The organism is Proteus cibi, from assembly GCF_003144405.1.
Lineage (GTDB): Bacteria > Pseudomonadota > Gammaproteobacteria > Enterobacterales > Enterobacteriaceae > Proteus > Proteus cibi.
In genome coordinates, this window is the sequence record NZ_PENW01000007.1 from 34,296 (window position 1) to 48,247 (window position 13,952).

Genomic DNA, 13,952 nt, shown 5'->3' on the forward strand with positions numbered 1-13,952 from the left:
AGATATTCTAAAGCCAATAAAAACTTATTTCTGTTTTTAGGAGAAGTTATGGAAAGGCCCATAGTACTTTTATGGATACAAGTTATTTCAGTATTATTTTTAGGTATTAGTTTATTTATATTAGTTGCAGGCGCACCGATTTATTTATTAGCAATGGCAATGGGTGGCGGTCAAACAATGCTAGTGGGATTGTTTATGATGCTGTGTCTAATTATAACGATGATAATGCAAGTTACAGCATGGATAAAATTAGCTAGAAATAGTAGAAATGCTTACTCTTTTTTAAAAATCTCATGGGTGTGTTTATCTATTTCGCTCTTTTTTATACTTAGTATTTCGATGTCATTAACGAATATATCTGAAGTTGGTTTTATTGTTTTTTCTATTATCGTTATCTTAACGCATCGACTTTTTTTCTCTGAGAATGTACTTATTTATTTTGAAGATAAACAAAAAGAGAGAGAAAGAGAAACGAACATTATTCGTCAATAGGTTAATCATCAGACAAAAAAATATCGGATATAAAATATCCGATATTTTAATATTAAACTCGTATTAAGTATAATTACTCAATTACTATATTAATTATTACGACGCCAAATTGTTCCTTGAGGACCATCTTCTAAAACAATTCCCATCGCTGTTAACGCATCGCGAGCAACATCAGCAGCAGCCCAATCTTTATTTTTACGAGCATCGTTACGCTGTTGAATTAATGATTCAATTTTTTCAACTTCTCCAGCATCATCCGCTTTCGCACCACTTTGTAAAAAGTGCTCAGGCTCTTGCTCTAACAAACCTAATACTTTAGCAAGTTTACGTAATACGGCGGCTAAGCCATTCGCTGCATTCATATCAACCGATTTTAGACGATTGACTTCACGCGCTAAATCAAACAAGACTGAATAGGCTTCTGGTGTATTGAAATCATCGTTCATTGCGTCAATAAATTGCGCTTCAAACGCTTCACCACCCACAGGTTGTACATTTGCATCAGTACCACGCAATGATGTATAGAGGCGTTCTAATGCGGTACGAGCCTGTTTTAAGTTTTCTTCAGTGTAGTTAAGCTGACTACGATAATGACCTGATAATAAGAAGTAACGCACTGTTTCAGCATCGTAATAAGCCAACACATCACGGATAGTAAAAAAGTTATTAAGTGATTTAGACATTTTTTCTTTGTCTACCATCACCATACCAGAGTGCATCCAGTAATTAACGTAAGGACCATCATGGGCACAAGTAGATTGCGCTATTTCGTTTTCATGATGAGGGAACATTAAGTCTGAGCCCCCCCCATGAATATCAAAATGATGTCCTAACTCTTTACCATTCATCGCAGAACATTCAATATGCCAACCTGGACGACCGTCTCCCCATGGAGACTCCCAGCTTGGTTCACCTGGTTTAGACATCTTCCATAAAACGAAATCCATTGGGTTGCGTTTTACGTTAGCCACTTCAACTCGAGCACCTGCTTGTAGTTGCTCTAAATCTTGGCGAGAAAGTAAGCCATAATCAGGATCGGTATCAATCGCAAACATCACATCGCCATTATCAGCAACGTAAGCGTGTCCACGTTTAATTAGTGCTTCGGTTAATTCAATAATTTCAGCAATATGGTGTGTTGCTCGCGGCTCTGAATCAGGGCGAGCAATATTTAATGCATCAAAATCTTTGTGCATTTCAGCTAACATACGAGTCGTTAATTGCTCACATGTTTCATTATTTTCAATCGCACGTTTGATGATTTTATCATCCACATCCGTTACGTTACGAACATAATTAACATCGTATCCTAAATAGCGTAGATAACGGGTTATGGCATCAAAAGCCACAAAGGTACGTCCATGACCAATATGGCATAAGTCATAAATAGTGATGCCACACACGTACATACCTATTTTTCCTGCATGGATAGGTTTAAATTCTTCTTTTTGGCGAGTAAGAGTATTAAAAATCTTTAGCATCAGTGGACGTTCCCGTTTTCAACTGTACGTGTTTATTACGTTTATATATAAAAGAAAATAACAACTACTATAGCATGATATCAATTAGGATATTGGATCTTGAAGGCAAAGCAAACTCAAGATTAAGGTTTTTATTTTACTCTGCTTAGCGCTTATTTTCACTGTTCAATCGTTGATAGTGAACAATCAAACTTCTGTTATCTGTTCGAATTTTGGCGAAAAGTGTGTTTTTTCTTATTTTAGTCTTTTAAAAAGAAATAAAAGTAGAGCGAGAAAAAGATGCATACTGACTAAATTAGACAACTGTGATATAAAAACGAGACTGTTGTTTATGCCCAAATCTGGGTAAAGCTAAAATTATATTAGGATCTGAATATGGTTACTTTTCATACCAATTACGGCGATATCGTGATTAATACATTTGCAGACAAAGCACCTGCAACCGTAGAAAATTTTTTAGACTACTGTAAAGAAGGATTCTACGATAACACTATTTTCCACCGTGTCATCAATGGTTTTATGATCCAAGGTGGTGGTTTTGAACCAGGTATGAACCAAAAAGCGACCAAAGCACCTGTAAGAAACGAAGCAAACAATGGTCTAGCAAACAACCGCGGTACATTAGCAATGGCTCGTACAAACGATCCACATTCTGCTACTGCTCAGTTCTTTATCAACGTTGCAGACAACGATTTCTTAAACTTCCGTGCTGAAAACGCAAATGGTTGGGGATATTGTGTCTTTGCTGAAGTTGTTGAAGGCATGGACGTTGTTGATAAAATTAAAGCGGTTTCCACAGGTCGTAGCGGTTTCCACCAAGATGTCCCTCGTGAAGATATCGTCATTAAAAGTGTAACGGTTAGCGAATAAGCCTCACTTTTTATGTGTACGCTTTTTATTGCAGACCTGCATTTAAGTGAACATGAACCGGCAATCACTGCCGGTTTTCTTCGCTTTTTAAAAGAACAAGCTATTCATGCAAAAGCACTTTATATCTTAGGTGATTTTTTTGATTTTTGGATAGGTGACGATGATCCTAATCCTTTACATCAACAAATTGCTCAAGCACTAATGACGCTAAAAAATGCTGGAGTGCCTTGCTATTTTATTCATGGAAATCGTGATTTTTTAATTGGCTCTCGTTTTGCTAAAGAGAGTGGTATCACCTTACTTCCACAAGAGAAAGTGCTCGAAATTGAGAAAAATCGCATCTTGATTCTACATGGCGATACACTGTGTACGGATGATGAAGCGTATCAACGCTACCGTAAAAAAGTACATAATAAATGTATTCAACGCTTATTCTCACTGCTGCCTCTCTTTATTCGATTACGTATCGCTGACAAAATGCGCTCACGTAGCCAGCACGAAAACCAGTACAAATCAGATGCCATTATGGATGTTAACCCGCAGGCTGTGATTGATACTTTTAAACATTTCAATACAGAATGGATGATCCACGGTCATACACATCGTCCAGCAATTCATACTGTTAACATTGATGATAAAATACATTATCGTGGTGTATTAGGTGCTTGGCATACAGAAGGTTCTATGTTTAAAGTGACGGCTGAAAAAATAGAACTTATTCATTTTCCTTTCTAAGTTATTTTGCTTACTTTCTTCATAAAAAGGCTATTTTTTCTCTACGCAAACGTTTTCCTATGCGTGTTAGCGTGATACTATCATGCTCAGTTTATTAGGCTATATCCGTTTATGCTTACAGGAGCAGTTAAGTAATGTCTTCTCAAGTTGGTCTAAATACCTCTTCCGCTCGTATCGCCATTGTAATGGGCTCTAAAAGTGACTGGGCAACAATGTCTCATGCCACTGATGTACTAGACGCACTACAACTTCCTTATCATGTTGAGATTGTCTCTGCACACCGCACCCCTGATAAGCTATTTAGCTTTGCAGAACAGGCAAAAAGTAATGGCTTTGATGTCATTATTGCTGGCGCAGGCGGTGCTGCCCATTTACCTGGCATGCTCGCAGCAAAAACACTTGTTCCTGTCTTAGGTGTCCCTGTTCAAAGTGCAGCATTAAGCGGTGTTGATAGCCTTTACTCTATTGTGCAAATGCCAAAAGGTATTCCTGTAGGAACATTAGCGATTGGTAAAGCAGGCGCTGCCAATGCTGCTTTATTAGCCGCTCAGATTTTAGCGTTACACTCTCCTACTCTTTTTGAAACACTAACAGCATGGCGTGCAGCACAAACTGACGATGTATTAAATAACCCTGATCCAAGGGAGGCACTATGAAGCCAGTTTGTGTTCTTGGAAATGGTCAATTAGGGCGAATGCTAAGACAAGCCGGAGAGCCTTTAGGCATTGCGGTTTATCCCGTAGGATTAGATGCCGAGCCTGAAGCGGTACCTTATCAAAAAAGTGTCATTACAGCGGAAATTGAGCGCTGGCCTGAAACCGCACTTACCAAAGAGTTAGAACGTCATACTAACTTTGTCAACCGTGATATTTTTCCATTGCTTGCGGATAGATTGCCTCAAAAACAGCTTCTCGATGAACTGGGCTTAGCAACAGCACCTTGGCAACCATTAACGTCACCAACACAATGGGCTGATATTTTCACTCAACTGGGTGATTTTATTATTGTAAAGCGCCGTGTTGGTGGTTATGACGGTCGTGGTCAATGGCGTATTCATCCTGGTGAAGAACAGCAGCTACCCGCTGAGATTTATGGTGAATGTATTGTTGAACAGGGTATTCCCTTTTCAGGTGAAGTGTCATTAGTGGGAGCAAGAGATTGTCGTGGAAACTGTGTTTTCTATCCTTTAACTCACAATCTTCACCAAGATGGCATTTTACGCATGAGTGTCGCACTACCAAACCCAGTATCAGAACTACAACAATCAGCAGAAAAAATGCTGACCGCCATCCTTAATAAGCTCAATTATGTTGGTGTAATGGCGATGGAATGCTTTATCGTGGGTAATAAATTGCTTATTAACGAATTAGCTCCTCGTGTTCATAATAGCGGTCATTGGACACAAAATGGTGCCTCAATTAGTCAGTTTGAGTTACACCTACGTGCAATTTTAAATTTACCTATGCCAAAACCAGAAGTTTGCCAACCGGCAGTAATGGTTAATTTGATTGGTACTGATGTCAATCCTCAATGGCTTTCATTGCCATTAGTGCATTTACATTGGTATGAAAAAGAAGTTCGCCCTGTTCGTAAAGTGGGTCATCTCAATCTTGTTCATCGCGATAATCAACCACTAAAAGAAACACTCCAATCATTAAGCACCATGCTTGATGATGCCTATCAGTCCCCTATCAAATGGGCTTTAGAAAAATTAAGCTAGCAGTCCGACTCATAAAGTTAGAGAATAATAGCCTTTAAACGAACAGACCTTAAATAAAGAGGTCTGTTATTCGCTATTTTCTCCTGATTATTCAGGTTACTGCACCCATTTGTTGGAGTCAGGATGCAAGTCACGCAACAGGTTTTTGGGCCCGTTTATCAGTGGAGTATGCTGATATTATTGGGCTTTGTGTATTTTTTAGCTACCGCAACCACATTTACCTCTTTAGGGGTTGTTCTTCCTAGTATGATAAATGAACTAGAGTGGAACTGGACTCAAGCAGGGCTTGGCTTTACGTTATTAGGGTTAACCTGTGGCCTTGCAAGTTTTTTACCTACCTTACTGATCCGTAAATTAAGTGTTCGTCTTACACTACTGATTGGATTGAGTATTTTTGTCAGTGGTTTTTATTTTCTTTATGAAACATACACCATTACGCGTTATTTTTTGGGTACTGCACTGTTAGGCATTGGTTTTACGCTATTGGCTACCGTACCCGGTACTTATGTTATTTCCCGCTTATTTGAAAAACAGTCCTTTGCCTTTGGCGTCTATTTTACGATTGGTGGATTAGGGGGTGTTGCCGGGCCTTGGATCTACTTTTTGGCAACCCACTTTTGGCATACATGGCGAATGCATTGGCTTATTTCAGCGGTCACACTTACCATTGTTACGCTTATCACCCTTTTATTTTTACGCGAAGGCAGTAAAGAGCAAGAACACGCAAAAAAAATTAGCCAACTTCAAACCACAAAACGTATCTATCAAACAAAAGAGATTTGGACAGCTCGTCATGCTTTAAGAACATGGCAATTTTATGTTATTGCTGCGACTTATACGGCTTTTTTATGGTGTGGGATCACGGTCAATAGCTTTGCTGTTGCACATATTATTGAAAATGGTTTTGGTGAAACTATTGCCGCGACACTATTAAGTAGTATGGCATTTATCAATGCTTTTTCACGCTTAGCCGGTGGCGCTATTGGTGAATGGTTAGAACCTAAAAAATTACTTATCGCAAGTTTAAGTATTATTATCATTGGGTTACTCGCGCTAAGTATGGCTAATTCTTGGTTTTACCTAATCTTATTTACGGTGTGTGTCGGTATTGGTTATGGCATGACGTTCTTAGCATCAAGTATATTACTTGCTAATTATTTTGGTCGTTCCCCTTACCTTGAGCTATTTTCTGTAATGAATTTAATTTCAACTCTAGCTTGTTTAGCACCATTCTTTGCTGGGGCAATCAAAGATATTTCAGGTAGTTTTACACCTGCATTCTTGATTTTAACCCTACCTGTTTTGCTGATTTTAGCGGTCACTCTGTTTATGAAACCACCGGTTTACCCTAAATTTCAGCATGCCAGTGAGCAAGAAAAATAGCCATCAAATAAGCAAGATAGCGAGTTTCGTATTATAAAAACGCATTTTCTAAGGAGACGTTAAGCTGATGAATGATGCATTAATAATAAAATACTCAATAGGTGTTGGCATAGCTTTAGCCTGTTTTGTTGGTTTTGTCATCGTATCTCTTTTTCATGACAAAAAGAAAAAACGTCGCAGAAATATTATTATTCATATCAGCCAAGCTATCTTGCTTTGTAGTCTAGTGTTTATCTTAAGCCAATATTGTGAAATGGCTGTGGTCGATTTTAATCTCCATTTTATCTCATTTAGGATGATTAATTTTTTCACCTATATCGGCATTGCATTAATTTTAATGAGAAAATTTTTCTTACTGATTAACCGGTTAGAAAAAGCTCAAATTAAAAAAGGCAGTGATCCTACTTCTGCTCGTATTATTTCGCGTATATTCAAAATCACGTTATTTGTCATTATTGTTTTATTGTTTGGTGAGCATTTTGGTATGAGCTTATCCGGCTTAATGACATTTGGAGGATTAGGTGGTATCGCCATTGGCATGGCAAGTAAAGATGTATTAAGTAATCTTTTTTCCGGTGTGATGCTCTATTTCGATCGTCCTTTTAATATTGGTGATTGGGTGCGTTCTCCTGACCGTAATATTGAAGGTACCGTAGTCGAAATTGGCTGGCGTATTACTAAAATCATTACTTTTGATCATCGACCACTTTATATTCCCAACTCCATTTTTTCCTCAATCAGTGTGGAAAATCCGGGAAGAATGACGAATAGACGTATCCAAACTGAAATTGGCTTACGTTATGAGGATTCCGATAAAATGAGTGTTATCGTTGAAGATATTCGCACTATGCTAATGCAAAATGACAAAATCGATACGCAACAAACATTATTAGTCTATTTTAATCAATTTGCCGACTCTTCACTCAATATCATGGTGTATTGTTTTACCAAAACAACGGTATGGGCACAGTGGCTTGAGGCTCAGCAAGAAGTCTATTTAAAGATCATTGAAATTGTGCATAAACATGGTGCCGATTTTGCCTTTCCATCTCAAACAGTCTATATCGAAAAACCGTCTCCAATTACCCAATAATAGAAAGTGGATAAGTTTATTTTCTCATAGACTTATCCATTTACTCGCGCATTAAAATGGTGTTTATGCAGTTAAAATGCATAAATCACCTTACTCGTCGTTTAATTTATTTCAATCACATTCACAACCAAGTATATTGTTCGCCAATTCTTCTATTGATAAAAACGCGAGTATAATGAAAAAAATGAAGTTGGCGTGTCACCCTACTCTTTCACACTATTTTTATTGTGAACGTCCGATTGTTGATCTTGTTGATGCAAATTTAACGCAAGTATCCGCAGTAGTGTTGTCGTTGTCAGATATTGAGTCTGGCGAATTAGATCGCATTCATCAAACAGGCTTCCAACTTCCTGTATTTATTGCTGTTAATCTTAATAATACAATCAGTGCTGAATTACTTAATCAAGTTTCAGGAATTGTGATTACGGATAAAAGTGCACATCAAAAAAATAGTACGTTAATTAATAAAGCAGCACAGCAATATGAAGAGAGTCTGGCAACCCCCTTTTTTTCACGCTTAGTGAATTATGTTGCCGAAAAAAACGTCGCTTTTGATTGCCCAGGTCATCAAGGCGGTGATTTTTTCCGTCGTCATCCTGTTGGCGAACAGTTTTATCAATATTTTGGTGAGAATCTATTTCGCGCTGATCTCTGTAATGCTGATGTGGAAATGGGTGATTTACTTATTCATGAAGGAGCGCCTTATGATGCCCAAACTTTTGCAGCGCAAGTGTTTAATGCCGATAAAACCTACTTTGTTTTAAATGGAACCTCCTCTTCTAATAAAGTTGCCTTAAATGCCTTATTGGCACCAAATGATTTAGTGCTGTTTGATAGAAATAACCATAAATCCAATCATCATGGTGCTTTAATTCAAGCAGGGGCAACACCTGTTTATTTAGAGACAGCCCGCAATCCCTTTGGTTTTATTGGTGGTATCGATGCTCATTGCTTTGAAGAACACTATTTACGCCAACAAATTGCAGAAATTGCACCAGAACGCCAATTCGCTAAACGCCCTTTCCGTTTAGCGGTTATTCAACTAGGCACTTATGACGGTACGATTTACAACGCAAGGCAAGTTGTCGATAAAATTGGTCATCTTTGTGATTACATTTTATTTGATTCTGCATGGGTGGGTTATGAACAATTCATTCCAATGATGAAACAATGTTCGCCTTTGTTACTAACACTGAATGAAGACGATCCCGGTATTCTCGTTACTCAATCCGTTCATAAGCAATTAGCGGGATTTTCACAAACCTCTCAGATACATAAAAAAGATGCTCACCTTAAAGGGCAATCACGTTATGTTAATCATAAACGTATGAATAATGCGTTTATGATGCATGCCTCCACCAGCCCATTTTATCCCCTTTTTGCGGCTCTTGATGTCAATGCAAAAATGCACTCAGGCAAAAGTGGTGAAGCCATGTGGATGAGTTGCGTAAAGCAAGGCATTGAAGCTCGTAAATCATTATTAAAACAGTGCCAGTTTATTAAGCCATTTATTCCTGACGTCGTTGATGGAATAGCTTGGCAAGATCACGACACAGATGAAATTGCCCACGATCAGCGTTTTTTCAATTTTATTCCTAATGATCGTTGGCATTCATTTGAAGGTTACACCACCCATCAATACTTTGTTGATCCTTGCAAATTAATGCTGACAACGCCGGGAATCGATCCTCATACAGGGGAATATGGATCTTTTGGTGTACCTGCCTCTATTTTGGCAAATTATCTACGTGAGCACGGTGTTATCCCTGAAAAAAGCGATCTCAATTCGATCTTGTTTTTGCTGACTCCCGCAGAGCATCAAGCGAAGTTTGATCGCTTAATCTCTTTGATTGTTCAATTTGAAAAACAGTTAGTTGAAGATGTGCCATTAGAACAAATACTGCCTTCTGTGTGTCGTCACTATCCATCTCGTTATCGGGGTTATACATTACGACAACTCTGTCAGGAAATGCATGATATTTGTGTCAGATACAATATCAAGTTACTGCAAAAACAGATGTTTAGAAAAAGCCATTTTCCTAAGCGAGCACTAAGCCCGCAACAAGCTAATATTGAGTTTGTTCGTGGTAATGTTGAATTGTTACCTTTAAATAAATTAGCCGGTCGAATTGCCGCTGAAGGTGCTTTACCTTACCCACCGGGTGTTTTATGTGCTGTACCTGGCGAAATTTGGGGTGGTGCTGTTTTACGTTATTTTCAGGCGCTTGAAGTCACTATTAATCAGCTTCCTGGCTTTTCCACTGAACTCCAAGGGGTTTATATTTACGATGAAGATGATGGTAGCAAGCAACTTTATGCTTATGTTATAAAAGAATAATTATCTTTTCCCATAAAAGAATGCTGATGTTTCATGACATCAGCATTTTTATTTAACGCTATTTATAAGCCTTATTTATTTCAACTATTCGCCTTGAATTCGTCGATACTGCCCTTTATCTTGCAATAACCTAACGCCTAAGATACTGCCACATAATGAAAGTAATAATGCCGCAACAATAGGTACAGTGATCCACATTCCCCATTGAGGTTGCCAAGGAAAATTAAACACCGATATTTGTAATAAGCTTAATGCGACTTCAGCACCAATCGCCGCAGCTAATCCCGCCATTAAACCTAATAATGCAAATTCAGCCCAAAGAGTCCGTCTTAATAATGATTTACTGGCGCCTAATGTTCGATACACCACCAGCTCAATGCGTCGTTGTGTCATTCCTACCTGAATTTGAGCAACTAACAATAACGCACCGCAGATCATGACCAATCCAACCATAATTTCCAAGGCTCGACTGACTTGTTGTAAGATCTGTTGAACTTGCTGAATTAATGCACCTGTATCTAATACACTTACCGTTGGAAATTGCCGATTAAGTGCCGTAATTAACCCGCCCTCGCCATTGTAATAAAAACTACTCATCCATTTTTCTGGCTGATTACTTAACCCTTCTTCTGAGAAAATAAAGAAGAAATTAGGGCGCATGTTTTCCCAATCAACATGACGAATACTCGTAACAATGGACTTAAACTCACGAGTATCCCCCACAAATGTTAATTCATCACCCAACTTAATATCGAGTTGTTCAGCAACACCTTGATCAAGTGAAACGCCATTCCCTATAGGTGGCCATGTACCCTCAATAATCACGTTATCTTTTGGCAATTCGCTATGCCACGTTAAGTTAAGCTCTCGGCGAACGGTGTTATTACCTGCATCACGCTTATCTGCCCACTCTTTAGCATTATGCTCATTAATTTGTGTTAAACGTGCTAATACCACAGGGAATGCATCCGTAGGTTCAACATGATACTTTGCCAATAAAGTATTAATTTCTTGAACTTGAGGTGCAGACATATTGATTAGAAAATAGTTAGGGCTATCTTCTGGTAATTGCTTTTGCCATTTATCGAGTAAATCACCTTGAATAAGGACTAAAAGCGTTAACAACATAAATGAAAGCGCAAAAGCTGCAAGCTGAGTCATCGTTTGAAAAGGTTGTCGTAATAAACGAGTGACGGCTAAGCGTGCACTGAGCTGGCTGAATGTAAATTGTTTTAATACCCATAATCCTAACCAGCCAATTATTCCAAGTAAAAAAGCAATAACAACAACACCAAATAGAATTGACCAGAGTAAAACGCCTGTTCCCGCAAAAAGCGTTAAAGCGCCAACAATAATTAAGCCTACTATCGGTAAATAATAACGAAGAGGCCATATGGGTGCCGTAATATCACTTCTTAATACGCGAGAAGGTTGTGTTGCCATTAATTGATAGTAAGGTCTTAACCCTGTTAATAACGCGATTAACAGCAAAGAGCCCACAGACCATATCCATGGCAAGAAACTCGCCTCAGGCAGACTTTTAGGTAAAACTGGCGCTAAAATTTGTAGCAGTATTGCCTCAAAAACCAGCCCTACTAATGAGCCAACAATAATAGCGCCAACCAAGATCACGCCCCATTGCCCAACGATCCACTTTCTCAATGCACGTTTATCTGCACCTAACGTTTTTAATACCGCAATTAAGGTATGACGACTACGGCAATAATGAGCCATTGAAACAGCAACCGCCGATATAGCAAGCAATAACGTTAATAGAGCGGAAAGCAAAAGAAAGTTTTTCGCACGCTCCATTGATTGTGAAAGTGCTCCACTATCTTGTTTTAAACTATTCCAACGTTGATCGGGTTTTAATAGTGGATCGAAGCGTTGCTGATAACTATCAATAACGGACTCGTTACCTGCAAACATATAGCGATAAGTCAGGCGACTTCCGGGTTGCACCGCACCGGTTGCTTCAACATCATCAAGACTAATTAAAATACGAGGGGCGATTTGAAAAGGATTAAATCCACTGTCTGGCTCTTGAATTAATACACCACTAATCGTAAATGAGGCATCGCCTACATCAATTTTGTCGCCAACTTTTATATCCAGTAATTCAAGTAATCTGGCACCAACAAGTGCAGTTCCTTTTTCCGGTTTTAACCCGGCTGGCTCTGTTTCTAACTCACCATACAATGGATATAATTCATCCGCAGCTTTCACCAAAGCAAGCTGTGGCGTATCGCCTTCTGGAGCATAAGACATCGTGGTAAATTGCATTTGGCGACTGAGCGTTAACCCTTCTTTTTTCGCCGCTGCAAGCCAGTTTTCATCAACGGGATAAGACGCTCGTAAGACTAAATCACCCGCAATTAAATCACGACTTTGAGCATAAATGCTTTTATCTATGCGATCACCTATACGCCCTAAAGCAAGCACACAAGCAACCGCAAGCGCTAAAGAAAGCCAAACAATTAATAGTGCAGGAGAACGCCATTCACGCCAAAACCAACGCCAAATCATGACTCCTCCTTAAGTTGTCCATCGACTAATCGTAATCGTCTTTGGCAACGAGCAGCCAGCTCGTTGTCATGTGTCACTAAAATCAATGTTGTTGCATAATCTCGGTTAAGAGAGAACAACAAGTCAGCAATTTTATCGCCTGTTTTACGATCAAGATTCCCTGTTGGCTCATCAGCAAAAAGAATAGCAGGCTGAGTACAAAATGCTCTTGCTAATGCAACACGTTGTTGCTCACCGCCAGAAAGTTGTGCTGGCATATGGTATAAACGTTCACCTAATCCTAACAGTTTAAGTAAATCAACGGCACGTGCATGACTGTGCTTTTCTGACTCGCCTTTTAATAATGCGGGCAACTGCACATTTTCGAGGGCATTCAATGTTGGGATCAACATAAATGATTGAAAAACAAAACCAACATGTTGGGCTCGCAACTTAGCTCGTTCTTCTTCATTCATTTTGGTGAGTTCTTCCCCCATTAAATGCACACTGCCAGAGCTACCATCATCTAATCCAGCAATGATCCCGAGCAGGGTCGATTTTCCCGATCCTGACTCACCAATTAACGCAATTGTTTGTGCAGACTCGACAACTAACTCAACACCCTGCAATATAGAGATCTGACTATCACCTTGTCCTACTTGTTTGGTTAACTGATGAACTTCAAGAACCTTTTCCGTCGACATACATTTTTCCTTATCGTTATGATGATGTTTAGCTTTAAGGCAATTGCTGCTGATACCTTTTTAATCTTTGGTGACAGCTTGAGTGCAGGATATCGTCTTCCCATTGAAAGTGCATGGCCACAACGCCTTGCTGATAAATGGAAAACGACCAACCCTGAAATTAATGTTATTAATGCAAGCATTAGTGGTGAAACTGCCTTTCAAGGGCAAAATAGGCTTCCTGATTTATTAAAACAGCATCAACCACGTTGGGTTTTAATTGAATTAGGTGCAAATGATGGCTTACAGGGATACCCTGTTGCACAAACAAAAGAGGCATTACAAAACATCATTACACAAGTAAAAGATGCCGGTGCAACGCCACTTTTTATGCAAATAATGATTTCACCTAATTATGGTAAACGTTATACACAATCATTTTCAGCGATCTATCCAAAACTCGCTGAAGATAATGCGCTTCCTCTGCTTCCGTTTTATATGGAGCAAATCGCTGATAAGCCTGAGTGGATGCAAAATGACAGCATACACCCCAATGAAGATGCTCAGCCTTTTATCGCGCAGTGGATGGATGAAACATTATCCCCTTACTTAACACGTTAGACTATTCTGACAGTAGTTGACGTAGATTAAA

General features: G+C 39.0%; 12 protein-coding genes. 9 read left to right on the top strand and 3 right to left on the bottom strand.

Annotation, left to right across the window (positions count from 1 at the left end):
- Nucleotides 1-48 precede the first annotated feature (48 nt).
- On the top strand, nt 49-492 hold the full coding sequence (locus DK865_RS02135) for a hypothetical protein (protein ID WP_023582610.1): 444 nt from the start codon (nt 49-51) through the stop codon (nt 490-492).
- Between the two features lie 89 nt (nt 493-581).
- On the opposite strand, the gene cysS is transcribed toward DK865_RS02135, so the two are convergent.
- Entirely contained in the window at nt 582-1,973 is a 1,392-nt protein-coding gene (gene cysS, locus DK865_RS02140; RefSeq protein WP_023582611.1) for a cysteine--tRNA ligase, read from the bottom strand.
- A gap of 375 nt (nt 1,974-2,348) precedes the next feature.
- Here cysS and ppiB point away from each other — a divergent pair, with 375 nt between their 5' ends.
- From ppiB to DK865_RS02175, 7 genes are all read left to right on the top strand, one after another.
- Nucleotides 2,349-2,843: a peptidylprolyl isomerase B gene (gene ppiB, locus DK865_RS02145; protein ID WP_006533972.1), complete on the top strand. Its 495-nt coding sequence runs from the start codon at nt 2,349-2,351 to the stop codon at nt 2,841-2,843.
- Between the two features lie 12 nt (nt 2,844-2,855).
- Nucleotides 2,856-3,578: a UDP-2,3-diacylglucosamine diphosphatase gene (gene lpxH, locus DK865_RS02150; RefSeq protein ID WP_109391073.1), complete on the top strand. Its 723-nt coding sequence runs from the start codon at nt 2,856-2,858 to the stop codon at nt 3,576-3,578.
- A 134-nt stretch (nt 3,579-3,712) separates the two neighbouring features.
- Entirely contained in the window at nt 3,713-4,234 is a 522-nt protein-coding gene (purE, locus tag DK865_RS02155; RefSeq protein WP_023582613.1) for a 5-(carboxyamino)imidazole ribonucleotide mutase, read from the top strand.
- Nucleotides 4,231-5,298, top strand: coding sequence for a 5-(carboxyamino)imidazole ribonucleotide synthase (gene purK, locus DK865_RS02160; protein ID WP_109391074.1), 1,068 nt, complete (start codon nt 4,231-4,233; stop codon nt 5,296-5,298). The genes purE and purK overlap by 4 nt, the downstream gene beginning before the upstream one ends.
- Before the next feature lie 123 nt (nt 5,299-5,421).
- A complete protein-coding gene (locus tag DK865_RS02165) occupies nt 5,422-6,681 on the top strand; it encodes an MFS transporter (RefSeq protein ID WP_023582615.1) in 1,260 nt (419 codons plus the stop codon).
- A gap of 67 nt (nt 6,682-6,748) precedes the next feature.
- The gene (locus tag DK865_RS02170; RefSeq protein WP_023582616.1) at nt 6,749-7,774 is read left to right on the top strand and encodes a mechanosensitive ion channel family protein; all 1,026 of its coding nucleotides are present in this window, start codon (nt 6,749-6,751) and stop codon (nt 7,772-7,774) included.
- Nucleotides 7,775-7,949: 175 nt separating this feature from the next.
- Nucleotides 7,950-10,112, top strand: a complete 2,163-nt coding sequence (locus tag DK865_RS02175) for an ornithine decarboxylase (RefSeq protein ID WP_109391075.1) — start codon at nt 7,950-7,952, stop codon at nt 10,110-10,112.
- Between the two features lie 84 nt (nt 10,113-10,196).
- Here DK865_RS02175 and ybbP read toward each other — a convergent pair whose 3' ends face one another.
- Together ybbP and ybbA are read right to left on the bottom strand one after the other, a co-directional pair.
- Nucleotides 10,197-12,638 (bottom strand): putative ABC transporter permease subunit YbbP, encoded by a 2,442-nt coding sequence (ybbP, locus tag DK865_RS02180; RefSeq protein WP_109391076.1) that lies wholly within the window; start codon nt 12,636-12,638, stop codon nt 10,197-10,199.
- Nucleotides 12,635-13,321, bottom strand: coding sequence for a putative ABC transporter ATP-binding protein YbbA (ybbA, locus tag DK865_RS02185; RefSeq protein ID WP_023582619.1), 687 nt, complete (start codon nt 13,319-13,321; stop codon nt 12,635-12,637). The genes ybbP and ybbA overlap by 4 nt, the downstream gene beginning before the upstream one ends.
- Between ybbA and tesA the strand changes: the two genes are divergently transcribed.
- Nucleotides 13,292-13,921, top strand: a complete 630-nt coding sequence (tesA, locus tag DK865_RS02190; RefSeq protein WP_036913724.1) for a multifunctional acyl-CoA thioesterase I/protease I/lysophospholipase L1 — start codon at nt 13,292-13,294, stop codon at nt 13,919-13,921. The two genes, ybbA and tesA, sit on opposite strands and share 30 nt — an antisense overlap.
- The last annotated feature ends 31 nt before the right edge of the window (nt 13,922-13,952 follow it).